The sequence below is a fragment of the Pedobacter sp. MC2016-05 genome (assembly GCF_026239735.1).
Taxonomy (GTDB): domain Bacteria; phylum Bacteroidota; class Bacteroidia; order Sphingobacteriales; family Sphingobacteriaceae; genus Pedobacter.
Window position 1 is genome coordinate 25033 of sequence record NZ_JAPIVT010000014.1, and the last position, 16663, is coordinate 41695.

Annotated in this window: 14 protein-coding genes; 10 read left to right on the forward strand and 4 right to left on the reverse strand. The window is 35.2% G+C overall.

From position 1 onward, the window contains the following. The first annotated feature begins 203 nt into the window (after window positions 1-203). The 5 genes from OQZ33_RS16505 to OQZ33_RS16525 all read left to right on the forward strand — a co-directional run bounded on the left by OQZ33_RS16505 (window position 204) and on the right by OQZ33_RS16525 (window position 10576). A complete protein-coding gene (locus OQZ33_RS16505) occupies window positions 204-1421 on the forward strand; it encodes a Pycsar system effector family protein (RefSeq protein ID WP_265800210.1) in 1218 nt (405 codons plus the stop codon). Between the two features lie 8 nt (window positions 1422-1429). Continuing rightward, window positions 1430-3463: a polyphosphate kinase 1 gene (ppk1, locus tag OQZ33_RS16510; protein ID WP_265800211.1), complete on the forward strand. Its 2034-nt coding sequence runs from the start codon at window positions 1430-1432 to the stop codon at window positions 3461-3463. 10 nt (window positions 3464-3473) lie between these two features. After that, window positions 3474-4376, forward strand: coding sequence for an SdiA-regulated domain-containing protein (locus OQZ33_RS16515; RefSeq protein WP_265800213.1), 903 nt, complete (start codon window positions 3474-3476; stop codon window positions 4374-4376). A gap of 39 nt (window positions 4377-4415) precedes the next feature. After that, entirely contained in the window at window positions 4416-8021 is a 3606-nt protein-coding gene (locus OQZ33_RS16520; protein ID WP_265800214.1) for a BamA/TamA family outer membrane protein, read from the forward strand. A gap of 140 nt (window positions 8022-8161) precedes the next feature. Continuing rightward, window positions 8162-10576 (forward strand): GAF domain-containing protein, encoded by a 2415-nt coding sequence (locus tag OQZ33_RS16525; RefSeq protein ID WP_265800215.1) that lies wholly within the window; start codon window positions 8162-8164, stop codon window positions 10574-10576. Between the two features lie 159 nt (window positions 10577-10735). Here the strand turns inward: OQZ33_RS16525 and OQZ33_RS16530 are convergent, their stop codons facing one another. Further along, entirely contained in the window at window positions 10736-11338 is a 603-nt protein-coding gene (locus tag OQZ33_RS16530; protein ID WP_265800216.1) for a GIN domain-containing protein, read from the reverse strand. Window positions 11339-11653: 315 nt separating this feature from the next. On the opposite strand from OQZ33_RS16530, the gene OQZ33_RS16535 reads away from it, so the two are divergent. Both OQZ33_RS16535 and OQZ33_RS16540 read left to right on the forward strand, forming a co-directional pair. Beyond that, on the forward strand, window positions 11654-12010 hold the full coding sequence (locus OQZ33_RS16535) for a response regulator (protein ID WP_265800217.1): 357 nt from the start codon (window positions 11654-11656) through the stop codon (window positions 12008-12010). A 72-nt stretch (window positions 12011-12082) separates the two neighbouring features. Further along, entirely contained in the window at window positions 12083-12448 is a 366-nt protein-coding gene (locus tag OQZ33_RS16540; RefSeq protein ID WP_265800218.1) for a hypothetical protein, read from the forward strand. Between the two features lie 28 nt (window positions 12449-12476). Here OQZ33_RS16540 and OQZ33_RS16545 read toward each other — a convergent pair whose 3' ends face one another. Together OQZ33_RS16545 and OQZ33_RS16550 are read right to left on the reverse strand one after the other, a co-directional pair. Further along, a complete protein-coding gene (locus tag OQZ33_RS16545; RefSeq protein WP_265800219.1) occupies window positions 12477-13781 on the reverse strand; it encodes an ABC1 kinase family protein in 1305 nt (434 codons plus the stop codon). 5 nt (window positions 13782-13786) lie between these two features. After that, entirely contained in the window at window positions 13787-14440 is a 654-nt protein-coding gene (locus tag OQZ33_RS16550) for a TetR/AcrR family transcriptional regulator (RefSeq protein WP_265800220.1), read from the reverse strand. Window positions 14441-14655: 215 nt separating this feature from the next. Here OQZ33_RS16550 and OQZ33_RS16555 point away from each other — a divergent pair, with 215 nt between their 5' ends. From OQZ33_RS16555 to OQZ33_RS16565, 3 genes are all read left to right on the forward strand, one after another. Beyond that, window positions 14656-15510 (forward strand): HD domain-containing protein, encoded by an 855-nt coding sequence (locus OQZ33_RS16555; protein WP_265800221.1) that lies wholly within the window; start codon window positions 14656-14658, stop codon window positions 15508-15510. 60 nt (window positions 15511-15570) lie between these two features. Continuing rightward, window positions 15571-15711: a twin-arginine translocase TatA/TatE family subunit gene (tatA, locus tag OQZ33_RS16560; protein ID WP_265800222.1), complete on the forward strand. Its 141-nt coding sequence runs from the start codon at window positions 15571-15573 to the stop codon at window positions 15709-15711. 89 nt (window positions 15712-15800) lie between these two features. Next, window positions 15801-15992 (forward strand): hypothetical protein, encoded by a 192-nt coding sequence (locus tag OQZ33_RS16565; protein ID WP_265800223.1) that lies wholly within the window; start codon window positions 15801-15803, stop codon window positions 15990-15992. A gap of 67 nt (window positions 15993-16059) precedes the next feature. On the opposite strand, the gene OQZ33_RS16570 is transcribed toward OQZ33_RS16565, so the two are convergent. Then, on the reverse strand, window positions 16060-16263 hold the full coding sequence (locus tag OQZ33_RS16570) for a hypothetical protein (RefSeq protein ID WP_265800224.1): 204 nt from the start codon (window positions 16261-16263) through the stop codon (window positions 16060-16062). Window positions 16264-16663 lie beyond the last annotated feature (400 nt).

Sequence of the window (16663 nt, forward strand, 5' to 3'; positions counted from 1 at the left end):
TATTTCAGATATTCTAAATCGTTCACGATCAACAATAGAATTGTAAAATATATAGCTCAATACAAGTCTGAACCTTCCTGCATCACTTTTGTAAAATTTAGCGTAATTTTATATTTAATATTGGCAAACAATTTTAGCCTTAAAGTATTTAAAGAAAATGCATTTCTCCCGAACAAATAAATTAGTACAATTAGAATCTATTCATGAGCTATAAACAATTGCAGGAAAACGTAGAAAAGTACGTAAGCGATTATTTTCGCAACCACAGCGACCCGCGATTGGTTTATCATAATTTTGAGCATACTGAAGAGGTAGTAAAGGCCGCTCAGCAAATCGCAAACCACTACCAGCTTAGTGATAAGGATTTTTTTACGGTCACTGTCGCTGCCTACTTCCACGATACAGGTTATTATGATGATGCTTTAAATCATGAAGTTAAAGGAGCCGAGCTTGCTGATAAATTTTTTGTTGAGCAGAACGTGGAAACCGAAATCAGAGACCAGGTAAAAAGTGCTATTATGGCTACCAAAATACCTCAATCTCCTAAAAATCAAATTGATAAAATTGTTTGTGATGCGGATTTGTTTCACCTTGGATTACCTGATTTTCGAAAGAAAGGAAAGCTAATGCACAAGGAGGCCGAGCTCATTCATAAAAAAGATATTAGTAAGTTGGAATGGCGAAAAAAAGATATTCAGTTTATGGAATCTCACCGCTACCAAACTGATTATGCCATTCTTTTACTTAACGACCAGAAGCAAGCCAATATTAGCAAGCTGAAAAGCAAGTTAACGCCTCAGGAGGTCATTAATACCGAATTGCAAGAGCCGAAAAACTTTGCGCCGGCAATAGATTTGTCAAAGGTTAAAAAGAAAGGTAAAGATGATCGGCCAGACAAAGGTATTGAGACCATGTTTAGGATTACAGCAACGAATAACCAGCGTTTGAGTGATATGGCTGATAATAAAGCCCACATCCTCATTACCGTAAATTCTATTATGCTTTCCTTAATTGTGAGTTTATTGCTAAGAAGGTTAGAAGATCATGGAAACTTAATTATTCCAACGTTTATTCTGCTTATTGTTAGTTTAACCTGTGTGGTGGTTTCTATTTTATCAACCAGACCTTCGATTCCTAAAGGGGAATTTACGCAGCAAGATATGGATGATAAGAAGGTTAATTTACTTTTCTTTGGAAATTTTTACAAAATGAGCTTGCCTAGTTATACCGAGGGGATGATCAAAGTAATGAACGACAAAGATTTTCTTTATGGAACCTTGATAACCGATGTTTATTCGCAAGGTGTAGTATTGGGTAGGAAGTATAAACTGATTCGTTTAGCCTACAATATTTTTATGTGGGGGTTAATTGCTGCGGTTTTTGCATTTGTAATCGCTTATGCGGCTTACGGTAAACTTTAATGGCTGCAATGATCGAAACTTCTTTTTTTAACCGCGATTTAAGCTGGCTGAAATTTAATGAACGTGTGCTAATGGAAGCCGAACGCGAATCGGTTCCGTTGCTGGAAAGAATTAAATTTTTATCAATTTTTTCATCTAATCTTGATGAATTTTATCGGGTACGCATGCCTGTACTTTTAGCTTTGGAAAAATTGAGCAGCAGAGAGGATAATGATATCCATATCGAAGAAGATCTGTTAAAAAGAGCCAATCAATTAATTTCTGATCAGCAACAGCGCTTCGGGAAAATATTAAAAAGCAGTATTATTCCAGCGCTTAAATCAAATAAAATAAATCTCGTTTATGGGGAGGTTTATCCAGCAGAAATTCAAAAATCAATCACCCAATATTTTTTAAGTCAGGTTTTAGCTTTTTTGCAGCCAGTTTTTATTGATGAGAAAACCCAATTCTTTCCAGCTAATAATGAGCTTTACTTCTTAATTACACTTAAAAAAGATTCAGATACTAAGGCTGTTATTTTAAATATTCCCTCAAATGAATTGCTTCGTTTTTATAAAGTAGAATCGGAGAATGAAACCTTTGTTGTTTTTTTGGATGATATTATCCGTTTTCATTTAAATCGCATTTTTCCGAATGATGAAATTACGGGATGTTTTAGTTTTAAAATAACGAGAGACGCGGAGATTGACCTCAAGGATGAATACTCCGGAAGCTTATCGGAGCAGTTAGAGAAGCAATTGCAAAAACGCGATTTAGGTTTAGCTACCCGTTTTCTCCACCAGCCTGGAATTCCAATTAATGTATTGGTTTTAGTGAAGAAAATCTTCAATCTAAAAAAAGCCAACAATATAGAAGGAGGTCAATACCACAACCTGAAAGATTTGATGTCTTTTCCTGTAAAATCGGATAAACTTTCCAATGATTCGTGGCCGAAAATATGTAATACCGATTTTAATGATGGTTCTTTAACAGAGGCTATTTACAAAAACGATATCATTGTACACACCCCTTATCAGAGTTACGATAGTGTTTTACGTTTCTTTAATGAAGCTGCCATTGACGAAACTGTACAGGAGATTTATGTTACACTCTATCGCGTAGCAAGCGATTCGAAAATTGTAAATGCCTTAATCAGCGCTGCAAAAAACGGGAAAAAAGTAACTGTTTTAGTAGAGCTTAAGGCCCGTTTCGATGAAGCAAACAATATTAAATGGGCAAAAAAAATGAAAGCGGTTGGGGTAGATATCATCTACAGTGTTACCGCTTTAAAAGTACATGCAAAAGTTGCCTTGGTTAAGCGCAAAGTTGAGGGTAGAATGCGGTACGTAGGTTTATTTGCCACTGGTAACTTCAATGAAACTACCGCCGGTTTTTATACAGATCACATTTTGATGACTGCAAATAAAGAAATGTTACGAGAAGTAGAACTGCTTTTTATTTTTCTAGCCAAACGTGTTAAACCAAGCGCAAATAATTTTATCGAATTTGATGAGTTATTGGTAGCGCAGTTTAATTTGCAACAAACATTTATTTCGCTTATTGAGCGTGAAATTCAATATGCAAAACAAGGAAAATCTGCCGCGATTACCATAAAAATGAATAACCTCGAAGAAAAGGTTTTAATTAACAAATTATATGAAGCCTCTGTTGCGGGTGTGCAAATTGATATGATTATTCGTGGCATTTGCAGGCTGATCCCAGGCGTAGCGGGCATGAGTGAAAATATTAAGGTAATCCGAATCGTCGACCGTTATTTAGAACATGGTCGGGTTTTTGTTTTTCATAATCTTGGCTCTGAAGAGGTTTATATGGGCTCGGCCGATTGGATGAACCGGAACATTTACCGTAGGATAGAGGTTTGCTTTCCCATCTATGATCAAAAAGTAAAGCAAGAATTATTAGATATTATCAACCTTCAAAAACAGGATAATGTGCAAGCTGTTTTTATAAATGAAAACATGGATAACGTATCAATTAAAAACGATCAAATCCAGGTTTCATCACAGCATGCTATTTATGAATACTTAAAAAATAAAAATTAATTTTCTTCCCATGAATAAAATAGGATCTAAGACAGCAATGTCTATTGCATTAATGGCTATCGCTTTTATTGGTGTTTCTTGTGTAAACGAAAAACGCGACGATCATTCGAAAACGACTGAAACTTCTCAAAATAGCGAGGCAAAATCCAATCTGCCTTATGATTTAGAAAACCCCGTTAAATACAATATGCCGCAAAATCTTTTCGAAATTTCTGGTATTGTTTTTCACAAAGGCGACCCAAGTAAGGTTTTTGCTATTCAGGATGAAGATGGAGATTTGTTCTATCTGGGCTTGAGTGACAAGGAATCAAAGTTTACCAAATTTGGAGGAAAAGGCGATTATGAAGACGTCGCGGTCGTAAAGGATTATGTGATTGTTTTAAAAAGTAATGGTGAACTGCATACTTTTCCCATTTCAGAAATTAATAAACCTGAAGTAGCGAACGTGGAGAAAACGAAAGACTTGGTTCCAAAAGCAGAATATGAAGGCTTAGCAGCCGATGAAAGTAATGGGATGGTATATGTTTTAACTAAAGAGTTTAAAAAAGAAAAGAAAGAAGCAACTGATATTTTCGCTTTTAAATTCGAGGGAGGGAAATTTACCCCTGCCGGAACTTTCTCCTTACCATATAAAGAAATCGCTGATTTGGCAGGTGAGTCAAAACTGAAATTCCGTCCTTCAGCCTTGGCAAAAAACACTTCAACAGGCGAATGGTATGTTCTTTCTTCGGTTAACAAGTTATTGGTAGTTACCGATGCTGACTTTAAAGTGAAGGCAACTTATCCATTAAAAGGTACTTCATTCAATCAGCCGGAAGGAATTGCTTTTGATCGGGACAACAATCTTTATATCTCAAACGAAGGTGGTGACTTATCTGCCGGAAATATTTTAATGTTTAAGCTGAAAAAGTAAGCAGTTTAAATTATCCTATCTTTATACAAACGCCTGGCTATGATTAAAAGATTTACCCTTTTAGCAATCTTATTTTTAACCCAACTTATTGCCTTTGCGCAAAGCGACGTAAAATATCGTGTTATTCTTTTTGGCGACGCCGGTGAGATGAATACCGCTCAAATGCAGGATTTGAAAAATGCTGCAAAACAAATCATCCCTAAAAAAACCACAGTAGTTTACTTAGGCGATAACATTTATCCAACGGGTATGGGTTTGCCAGGAAGTTTGGAAGAGGAAGATACCAAGAAAATTTTGCGCTCTCAGTTTGAGCCTATGCGCTCAATGGGTGCTACGGTTTATTTTATTCCCGGTAATCACGATTGGGATAAATCCGGACCAAAAGGCTTGGCAAAAATTAAAGCACAAGATGATTTTTTAAAGGCTCAGGGCGATCCGCTTTTAAAATTAATTCCTGATAATGGTTGCCCCGATCCGGTAGCTATTAAATTGACAGATAGATTAACCATTATTGCTTATGATAGCGAATGGTGGCTGTTTCCTTACAACAAAGCCAATGCGGCCAGTGAGTGCGATTGCAATACAAAGGATGAGGTTTTAGTGAGAATGGAGGAACTGTTGGAGCAAAATAAAGACAAAGTAATTTTGTTGGCTTCGCACCATCCGTTTCAAAGTTTCGGCCCTCATGGCGGTTACTTTAATCTAAGAAATCACCTGTTTCCCTTAACTTCTCTAAACAAAAACCTGTATATCCCAATGCCGGTTTTAGGATCGGTTTATCCTTTCTTAAGGTCAACGCTTCTAAGCCCTGAAGATCTAAATCACCCAGCGTATAAGGATATGATCAGATCTGTAAACGGCGTATTTGGCGATTATCCAAATGTAACGTATGTCGCTGGTCATGAACATGGTTTACAGTTAATTAAAGGAAAGCAACTTCAGATTGTGAGCGGTTCGGGTTCAAAAACCTCCCCAAATAAACAAGGCAAAACCTCTCTTTTCCATGCGATGGAGCAAGGTTATGTCGTTGCCGATCAGTTGATGAATAACGATATGCGATACGAATATTATGTTTATTCTGATACCAGTGTTAAAAAAGTATATAGCTATATTAAGAAGTTCGAAACCATTCCTTCAAAGGTTCGTAACCGCGATAAACCGATCACCGCTGATAGTATTTTTGTAAAAATTAAACCTGAATACGATAGTGTTGGGCGTTTTCATCGCTATGTTTTTGGCGAAAATTACAGAAAGGAATATGCTGAGCGCACCAAAGTTCCGGTACTTCATGTTTCAAAAATGATGGGTGGCTTAAAAGCAACTCAGCGTGGAGGCGGTAATCAATCCCGTTCTTTACGTTTGGAAGATAAAGACGGAAAGGAATATGTTTTACGCAGTGTAGAAAAATTTCCCGAAGTATTGCTTCCGGAAGGCCTAAGAAATACTTTTGCGAAAGACATTATTAAAGATAACATGTCTGCACAGCATCCATTTTCTGCACTGGTAGTGCCAGAGTTGGCTAAAGCTGCAAACATACCGCATTCAAACCCGATAATAGGCTGGGTTTCACCAGATGATGGTTTAGGTGAGTTTGAATCTGCTTTTGCCAATACGTTATGCTTGTTCGAAGAGCGTGAACCTGTTGGAGAATCAGACAGTTCGCCAAAAATGGATAAGAAATTAACTGAAGATAATGATAACAAATTGGATGGTCCGGCTTGGGTGAAAGCAAGAGCATTGGATGTTTTACTTGGCGATTGGGACAGGCATGAAGACCAATGGCGATGGAAAGAAACAAAAACAAAAGAGGGCTCAACCTATTCTCCGGTTCCCCGCGATCGGGATCAGGTTTTCTTTCGTGGTGATGGAAAATTACAACGCTTTACGCAATCCTCTTCCTTATTGCCAATGATGCAGGGCTACGAACGCCCAATTCAAAATATCAATTGGTTTTTATGGGAAGGAAGGGAAATTAGCAGTCGCTGGACTGCCAATATAGACGAGAAAGAATTTAACAAGATTGTTAACGATTTTTGCGCAAACTATAATGATGAAGTTTTTGAAAAAGCATTAAAGAAACTGCCAGAACCTAGCTATTCCCTTCATCACGATGCATTTTTAACCACACTGCGTGAGCGAATAGCCAACTTGCCAAAAATGATGAACGATTATTATCATTTCTTTAATCGCATTGTCGATATTGAAATGACCGATAAACACGAACTCATTAAAGTTATCGATGCCGAGCAGGATGGTTTAAGGGTTAAAATTAATAAGATATCAAAAGAAGGAAATATTAAAGATGAGCTATTTGATCGCAAGTTCGATCCTACCGTAACAAAGGAGCTCAGAATTTACATGCACAATGGTAACGATAGTTTGCTTTTGGATAATAAAAACTCTAAAATCAAGATTCGTATCATTGGGGGTAAGGGAGATAAGTATTATAATTTCGCTAATAGCAATAGTAGAGTAAAGTTGTACGGAAGAACCGATAAAGCAACTTATCAAGGTGAATCTCAAGATAAAATTAGGAAGATAATTTCTAATGATACGGCCAATTTTAGTTATATTCCAAAAGATATGTACGTTAGAAGATCGTACAACCTTAATGCAGGTTACAACAGAGATGATGGAATTTTACTGGGTTTAGTTTACAAACAAACCAATCCTGGTTTTAGGAAACAACCTTGGGGAAACTCGCAGACTGTTTCGTTTTTGCATTCATTTTCTACCAAAGCATTCCGTTTTAATTACAAAGGAGAGTGGCTAAAGGCTTTGGGTAAAGGCGATTTGCTGGTTAATGCCAATGCTTATGCTCCGAACAATACGCAAAATTTTTTCGGTTTAGGCAATGACACCCGTTTTGATGAACATGGAGATGATATCAGGTACTATCGTGCTCGATTTAATCTTTACCAGGTTGATGCTGCCATTCGCTGGAGAAGACCAAAGTCTACTCTTTCTATTGGTCCATCTTACCAATATTATAAATTTAACAAAGAGGATAACGATGGACGTTTTATTTTAAATCCTGCTCAGCTCCATTCAGCTGACAGTTTGACGGTTAGAAATGAAAAAATGTTTGCGGGGGCAATTGTAAATTTTGTAAATAATACACGCGATAATGACTTGCTTCCAACGTTAGGAAGTTATGTAGATTTTAAATTACTTGCCTATAAGGGTGTAAACAAGTATTCCAATTCTATTGGCCAGCTTACCGCTAGTGTATCGTTGTATAAAAACTTAGATGGAAGAAAAAATTTCATTTTGGCCGATAGATTCGGTGGAGGAGTAACGGTAGGACAACCTGCTTTTTACCAGGCTTTATATCTCGGCGGACAAGGCAACCTTCAAGGTTATCGCCAGTTCAGATTCGCTGGAGAGCACATTTTTTACAACAACTTAGAATTAAGAGCAAGACTTGGCGATTTAGTCAGTTACGTTTTACCCGGACAAGTTGGCTTACTTGGCTTTTATGATGTGGGTAGGGTTTGGAAACGCAATGAAATTTCAACCACATGGCACCATGGCGTTGGTGGCGGCGTTTACTTCGCTCCGGCATCACTCACGGTTGTAAGATTTGTGATGGGACATTCGTCTGATGGCTGGTATCCATACCTATCATTAAATTTTAGGTACTAAATTTGTGTAACATCATTATAGATATTAAATCCAAGTATTACGTTTCAAAGACGATTTTGCTTTAACCAGTGCTTACCTTTGCAAAGGATTAATAATTAATTAGATAACTATAAAATTTACACTATAGAAAAACTTATACAATGAATACCAACGTAATAAAAATACATAAAAACGAATGTATAGGTTGCCAGGTAGAATCTTCTCTGTCTTTCCGCCCCCTTGTGGAGTACTTAAAAGATAGGTTAAAAACAGAAAAATCAGTTAAATCTGAATTTTACAGATTTTTACTCGAAAAAATTGAAAAAGATAAAGTGCTTTTAACAAGCATCAGCGCTGAAGAATTATCTAAATACAAAGATACATTAGAGTTAATTTTTACCATCCTTACCCCGTTGATGGGTGATGAAGATGATTTGTTCTGGGCTTTAAGTACGCCAATACCCGATCAGATTTTCTTTAGTACTAATGCCTTTTATAAATTTTTCAAAGATCACGATCCTAAAAATAAAGTAACAAAAGATAGTGAGCCTGTTGAAAAGAAACAGCTCAAGTTTATTTATAATATCATTTTAAGCCGTTTTTATAACTTCACTTACGTACTTAAAAATGAAATCATTTACGGGCATGTTAACGAAGAATCGAAGCTTACCCAGTATTATAATATTCAAACCGACACCAAATTTGTAGATATCAAACATAAAGGCGATCTGCCTAAAATTAATTTTGAGGAATTAGGGCGTTATTTTCAGGAAGATAACGAGCTGGAATACCTAATTACACATTTGCCACTGCAAAACTTCTGCTTCGAAGGTTTTAGTATCATCTCCATTACCGATGTTACCTTGCAAAACTCAATAGATGGTATTCGCGATGCTTTGGTAAATCACAACTATCAAACTGAGGCTTACACCCACGTTATCCAGGCTTTAAAAAGTTTAAGTGGTAATGGGGGTTTAGAATTTGGGCTGATGCCGTTTCTAACGGTAAATAATAAACTGGTTTTCGACAATAAAGAGTTTTCTCAAAGTATGCTGATCAATTCGGCAAAGGCAGCAAATCTCGAGGAGGAAGTATTTTATTCATTAGTTGATAAATACAAGGAAAATCCAAAGGCGATATTTGTAAGCGCCATTAATGATGATCAAATTTCGAAAGATCCATTTTTAAGGGTGTTAAAAGCAGCCGGAGTTTGTTCTTATTCTGTTTTACCAGTGTACTACAATAACCAGCTAGCTGGTGTATTAGAAGTTTATTCTACCCATGAAGTATTAGTTGATGATAAATTGCTTTCCAGGTTACGTCCAGCAATGCCGTTAATTGGCCAGCTTTTTCAGTATAGCATTGAAGAGTTTGATGCCAAAATGGATGAGGTATTGATGGATAAGTTTACTGCTTTGCAACCATCAGTTCAATGGAAATTCAATGAAGCGGTATGGCATTTTCTTCAAAGTCAAAATTCAAATAGTAAAGTAAAAGAAATAGAAACTGTTACTTTTAAGCATATGTACCCATTATTTGGTGCAATCGACATTAGAAATTCGACAACAGAACGCAACAAGGCACTTAAAGATGATTTAAACGTACTATTAAATCAGTTAATGGATGCACTAAAGGCCATAAAAAAAACAGTTAAACTTGATCTTATTGATAAGCTTTTATTTAATTGTAAAGATTGGATTAAACAGATTGGAAGTTTTGCTTCATCGAATGAAGAAAATCGTTTAAGAGAATTTTTAGAGATGGAAGTTTATCCGTTCTTATCGATTATCAAAACAAATCATCCAGAAACTGCAGAAATTGTTGATGAGTATTTTACTGTAATTGTGCCCGAAACCGGAGCTGCCTATACAAATCGTCGGCAATTGGAAATTTCGATGCAGTTAATCAATACGGAAGTAAGTCAATACTTAGAAAAATCGCAGGCTAATTTGCAGGCATCTTATCCTTGTTATTTCGCCAAGTTTAGAACTGATGGGGTAGAATATGATATTTATATCGGACAGGAAATTGCTCCAGAAAAACCATTCGATATTTTATACTTAAAAAATATCCGATTATGGCAATTGACTTCTATGGTTGATATTGCCCGCTTATCGAAAAGCCTAATTGGCGAAATGCCACGGCCTTTAGAAACAACACAGTTGATATTTATCCATTCAAACGCCATTGATATCAGTTTCAGAAATGACGAACGACGTTTCGATGTAGAGGGCGCTTATAATATCCGCTATGAAGTTGTTAAGAAGCGAATAGATAAGGTTTTGATTAAGGGTACTAGCGAACGCTTGACGCAACCACATAAAATTTCGATGGTTTATTTTAACCAGGAAGAAGCTAAGGAATATCTTGAATACATTAAATACATGCAGGTTCAAGGTTATTTAACTAACGATGTTGAATTACTCGATCTAGATGAATTACAAGGCGTTTCAGGATTAAAAGCTCTGCGTGTAGGCGTGAAGTATTTAGATGACAAACGCGATGCTACCAAGAAGCTAAAGCCAAGAGAACTCAAATCAATTGAAAAAGAGATAGCTAAAATGCTCCAGAATTAGCATCATAAAATATTTGATCTCCTAATTAAGGAATAGTGTTGAAGATTGTAAAGAAATGTATAGATTTTAGATTATCTTCAACAGTATTTTAGCGATAAATTAAAAAGGGCTTTCTGATTACCTCAGAAAGCCCTTCGTTTTATTTGTGTGTTTGAACTATTAGTTTATTGAAGCAATTTCCTTTTCGATAGCAACTGTTTCTACCGAGCTCATGTTCGTTTTCAAAGCTGCAAATTTATCGATAGTTAGTTTTTGAGTCTTGCCCATTACCAATGTGTGGCTGTCGGTAGAACCGCTTAATTTTAAATCGGCATTATCTTTAATTACTGTGTATAACCCTTCGGTGCTGGTGTTGATATCTGCATGTGCGTTGCCATTCAAGAAAATTTGTAAAAATTTGGTAGTCAATTTGCCTTCAGTTTTAACAATGGCATTTTCCGATGCTTCTATCCTAAAAATATCATTAACATAAACGATTACTTTGGTTAGGCCCTTATCCGATGATGAGATTTTTAAGTTATCTCCATCTTGAAAAACTTTTGCACTTCCAATATTATCATCTGCATAGGTTACTCCAGCTTTTGATCTTTGAATTAAAGTAATTTCAACATTTCCTTTCACCGAAATTCTTTTAAAATCACCAACTCTCGAAACTTTTACTGGTGCAACTTCGGTAGCCGAAATGCTGGTAGAAAATAGAGTTGTAGATAAAACGATTGCTGTAAATGAAGATGTGATTAGGGTTTTGATTGAGGTTTTCATAATGTTTTTTATTTAATAATTAAATGTTAATTAATTGTTATTGAATTGTTTAAGTGATTTTGTTCTTGTTTTGTAGATAAGACGCTCCCAAATCGAAAACGTTGCAAGCGTTTTGTGTGTATTATACCAGTCTCATGTAATTCTCGACGAACGGGCATAAATTCAAGACGAAAACATGAGACTTTCTAGAAGTTTTTGAACCACGTTAATTTGAAACTTCAAGTGTACACTGTTGTTGACACGTAAAAAAAGTAATAGTGTCTCTTGCAACTATTCTTTTTGCTATATTTATGGATTAATATTCCTATTTAGTTTATGAAGAAAAAGGTTGTACTTGTTCAGGATAATAAAGATATTCTTGATATAATGGACCAAGTGTTAGATGAGGAGGGTTTTGATGTTACGCCATCTTTAACCACCGAACCTATCGAGAATATAGAAAAAATTGATCCTGATTTAGTGATAGTAGATGACCATATCAAGGGAAAAGTTAAAGGATCTGAGATCATAAAGGCACTAAAATCTGATCCGGAGACGGAAGATGTTTCTGCAGTACTTACATCAACTTCTGCCGATTTGCCAAAAACCGCAGAAGAGTGTAAAGCTGACGATTACATCGAAAAACCATTTGATATAGATCATATGGTTGACGTAGTAAAGAAAAACGCTTAACGTTAAGCCGCTATTAAACTTCTCACGCCAATTCTGATGAAAAATAGTCCTTATCGTATCTTAATATCCGTGATGATTTTGCTCCTTATTTCTTGTAAAAAAGATCAGCCAATCGGAAAGTGGAAAGATAATATCAAATTATCTCAGAAAGCGGCGACATTAAACGCCAATTTAAATTCGATAACCATTAATACCGAATCAACTAGTTGGTGGCTAAATAACATCATGCTTAACAAAGTTGATGTTAATTTGTTGATAGTAAAAAAGACAGATAAAAATTTCGTTGTCAATAATGCTGATTTCAGAGTGGAAAGAATAAATGGCAATACAATAGTTATTACCATGAATAGAAATACGACCGGCTTTGATAGATTGTTAACCATAGGTTTGCAAAACGGAAATTATTTCGATGAAATAGAAATCACGCAGCAAAAATAACATCTAAATTTGGCACAAAAGTCTGAAACTACCTATTAAGCGTTGGCTCGTAAGTATCCGTGCTAACCGTAGCCTGTAGCTCATGCAGAATTTGATAAAGCCCAAAATTCGTTCTGTTTACATAGATAAAATGCTTTACGCCTCTAGCTTGTTTAAATTCAGGCATTCTAGAAATTTTTTCGCCATAAGCATATAGTTGATCAAAAAACTCAGGTTTACTAAAGTCAAATATCTTATTGATATAGGGCTTAGCAAAAAGGCTGATCATTTCTTTATAGGCTTTATAATAAAATTCGACTTGATTTTCCGTATCATCATTGTGAATCATATCAAGCCTTCTAAAAGCATCAATGGTTTTTTGTTTATCATTGATTACATCAGTAGAAATTAATGAGAAAAATGGATAGTAGAAATCATTTGGTAATTCTTTAATACAGCCAAAATCAATTACACCTAAATCTTCATTTGGGGTAATCATAAAATTTCCCGGATGTGGGTCGGCATGTACAGCTCTTAACTCATGCTGTTGAAAATTATAAAAATCCCACAAAGCCTGCCCAATTTTATTTCTTAACTCCTGTGATGGATTTGTTTTCAAAAACTCTTTTAAATGCAAACCCTCAAGCCAATCCATCGTGATAATGCGCTTACCAGAAAGCTCAGGATAGTATTTTGGGAAAACAACGTGATCTAAGTTCTGGCAATCCTCTGAAAATTGAATAGATCTTCTGACTTCCAATTCATAATCGGTTTCTTCCAATAGCCTTTCTTCAACTTCTTTAATATAGATGTTAAGTTCTCTCTCAGACATGCCCAGTAGCCGAAATGCGAACGGTTTAACCAGTTTTAAGTCTGAGGAGATACTGTCCCCAACACCAGGATATTGAATTTTTACAGCGAGTTTTTTGCCATTTAAAGTGGCTTCATGCACTTGGCCTATTGAAGCAGCATTGCTTGAGTTAAGGTTAAAGGTATCGAAAATCTGGTCAGGCGTTTTACCGAAATTTTTGGTAAAAGTTCTCACAATGAGTGGTCCGGAAAGGGGAGGAGCATTATATTGTGATTGCGTAAACTTATCTACATAAGATTTAGGCATGATATTCTTATCCATACTCAGCATTTGAGCAATTTTCAATGCACTGCCCTTTAGCTCACTTAACGATTTGTAAATATCGGTGGCATTATCTTCGTTAAGCTGTTCTCTATCCATGTCAGGATTGAACAATTTTTTCGAATAATGTTTAATGTAATTGCCCCCAATTTGAAAACCTGTTTTAACAAATTTTGCTGAACGTTCTACTTTTGTTGTCGGAATACTGTCTTGTGCCCTCATCAATTCTAAAATCCCATCTTTTCTTTAAACTTTCCGTTACGCGATAAAAACTTTCCGTAATCAATCAAATTATCTATAGGAGAATGTTGAAAGAGATCGAAAGTTACATTAATGCCTTTTTCAATGGCTTCGTCACTTTTTTCAAAGCCATCGCTGTCATCATTGATCCAAAAATTAACTATAAATGAAAACTGAACCCAGAGTGCATCTTTATATCTTTTAGTTAAAAATTTGCGTTCCGCTAATTCCCCGCTATCGAGGCCTTCATCAATAATTTCTTGAGCAAAGTTTTCAAAAATAGGTTTCACTCCTGCCAAAACATTAGGTATAGAAAATTTACCCTGATAATCTTTAAGGCTATAAATTACAAAGCTACGTTCGCTTTTTAACTTCTCCAGGTAGCTGTAGAAAAAGGATAGCATTTTCTCTCTGGATGTATATTGGTGCCAAACTTCCTGGTCTTTAATTTTACTAATCGTTTCAAAAGTAAGATCGAACCAAATGGTCTTTTCAATGCTTTCAAATGAGGAGTAGAACTGATAAAATTCTGCCTCAGTAATTTTTAATTTCTTAGCAAAACTATATACCGTTTTTGGTTTCTCATCGTTGGTTAAAACAAAGTCAATATATGCAATTCTTATTTGTTGAGCAGTGGCCATATTATTCCTTTTTTACAATGATAACGTTAAATATCAAACCTTGTTTTCTGATGATAATTATTGTTAATCATGCAATTGTAATAATAGCTTTCAAAATAATTGAAAGTTGGTTTTTTGCCTAGTAAATTTAGCAAATATAATACTACTGTGGAAATAAAAAATTTTATAAAACTAAAAATATTAGTAATATTGAGCTCAATTTAATCTTCATTAATATGATACAGCTAAACGACTTTTTATATGGTAAAATGGAATTTCCACAACTATTCTCTGACCTGCTAAATACTGAAGCTTTAAAACGTTTAGCTGGAATTCATCAAAGCGGCGCTATTTTTTTGGTAAATCCCGACATTTGCCATTCACGACTGGAGCATGCAATAGGAGTAACAATGCTAATCAAAAAGTTAGGAGGTTCGGAATTGGAGCAAATAGCTGGTTTATTACATGATGTTTCGCATACCGCCTTTTCTCACGTTGGCGATTATGTGTTTGAGCACCTGGATGAAGATTACCACGAGAAGGTTTTTGCTGAGGTAATTTATAAATCGGAAATTCCTGACGTTCTACTGAACTATGGTTATGATGTGAATCAAATTCTTTACGGAAAGTTTAACATTTTAGAACAACCATTACCATCACTTTGTGCGGATAGATTAGATTACACTTTAAGGGATGGTGTACATGGAGGGATTATATCACGGCAAAGAGCTCGTGAGTTTCTTAATGCTATAGTGATCAATGAAGGTAAAATTGCTGTGAATGATAATGCTCAGGTAAATTGGATAAATGACGTTTTTGAAAAATTGAACAATGAGTTTTTTAAGCTTCCGCTACACTTATATGCTAACGGCAAAATGGCCGAGTTAATAAGAAGTTTTATTAATAAAGGTATTTTAAAAGAGAGCGATATGTTTAAAACGGATACACTGCTGCTAAATAAAATTAGAACCACCTACGCAGGTTACGAAGCAATTAAATCCATTAAGCAGCTTCGTGGGTTTGCAGAATATATCCGACATGGAGATTTGCCTAAAATAAAACCCAGAACCTTGAAAGCTTTGCTTGTTTAATTAAGCTGGAAATAGAAACAATGATATTTCTTTGCTGTATATTAAACAAAATTGTATGATATGTCTATAATAGAAATTATTTTAATAGGTGTAGTTGTAGTATTAATTTTTGGTGGCAAGAAACTGCCAGAGTTAATGCGTGGAATTGGAAAAAGCGTTAAAGAATTTAAAAGTGCAAAGGAGGAAGGTTCAAGTAAATAATTTTTATTTATCATTAATACCTTTCCAATAATGACATCACGATTCAAACTTTAAGTTAACTTTTGTGTTTTATTTTAAACGCAAAAAGCATGGAAATTCAGGGTCAAGAAAAATCAAAGAAAAATTCGAGCGAAATAATTGAGAAAGATTCTTCTAAGGGTTTGAATGATTGGAACGATCGTTTAGATGAAAATCTTGAACCAGAAGATCGTAATGATACTACCGCAGACATTAAGTCAAAGGAATACTCTGAGAAGTTTGACGGTAAAGCGGATCAATGAATACATATAGTTTGAGCACTTTGAGTCAATTTCTGTAGTAGTCATCATTTAATGGTGTGTCCAAATCTTATGAGGAAAAGATCATGTTGCTGTAAGACACAATTTCCTCTGTTTCTTTAATATCATATAAAGCGCCATCTAGCTTTTTAATAGTTGCGTCCAGTTGATTCTTATCCGTGTCGTCTAACTGATTTTTGATTAATCCGAAACCATCTTTTATTGCGTTATTAATATTTCTCTTAAAAGAGAAAAACGCATTTCGATAATTCAAAAATAAAGATTCATCTTTTTTAGAAGCATGTTCTAGTCTAAATGTGCTTTTTCAACTTCTTTATAAAGTTCCAAATCTGCCCCTCGTTCACTCTCGCAGGATAAATTTTTTTATTAAGTAATGGTAGGAATTAATTAGCTTTTCCATCTTTTACAATCTTAAATTGATAAATGGGATGAATGCCGTTGTATTAGGGAATAATTATTTGAAACGGCTTAGAACGTAATTTGGTATTTTTAATATTATTTTTACATCAACCCCTTAGATTATTACACGAAATGGCTATTATGCTCTTTTAAAAATTTATAAATCTTTATAACCTATTTTTCTTATCTGCTATAAATAGTATATTGCATCTCTATAACTTTCCAAATGAATTACCTTTCTAATTAGCTAATAC